This is a genomic window from Bacillus cereus group sp. BfR-BA-01316 (assembly GCF_022664195.1).
Lineage (GTDB): Bacteria > Bacillota > Bacilli > Bacillales > Bacillaceae_G > Bacillus_A.
Map to the genome: position 1 here is coordinate 1 of NZ_JAKUGX010000159.1, position 211 is coordinate 211.

Consider the following 211-nt stretch of genomic DNA (forward strand, 5'->3'; position numbering starts at 1 on the left):
TTTTTTTTAAGAATTAACTAGTTGAAGCACTACCTGCTGGAGCTATTTCCTGTCGTCTCCATGGTTGCCCTTCATACCAGAAAGCATCCTGCACGGAACCATTTGCTCCAATCCACCATACTTCCATGCTGTTTGGGATTCTTGACACCGCCGTAATGCCCCCAGTTGTTGAAGCACTACCTGCTGAGGCTGTTTCCTGTCGTCTCCATGG

The 211-nt window shown here is 47.9% G+C and carries 1 pseudogene; it reads right to left on the reverse strand.

The window, feature by feature from the left end:
* Positions 1–13 precede the first annotated feature (13 nt).
* Positions 14–211: pseudogene (locus tag MR071_RS25365) on the reverse strand (PLL family lectin); the annotation flags it as partial.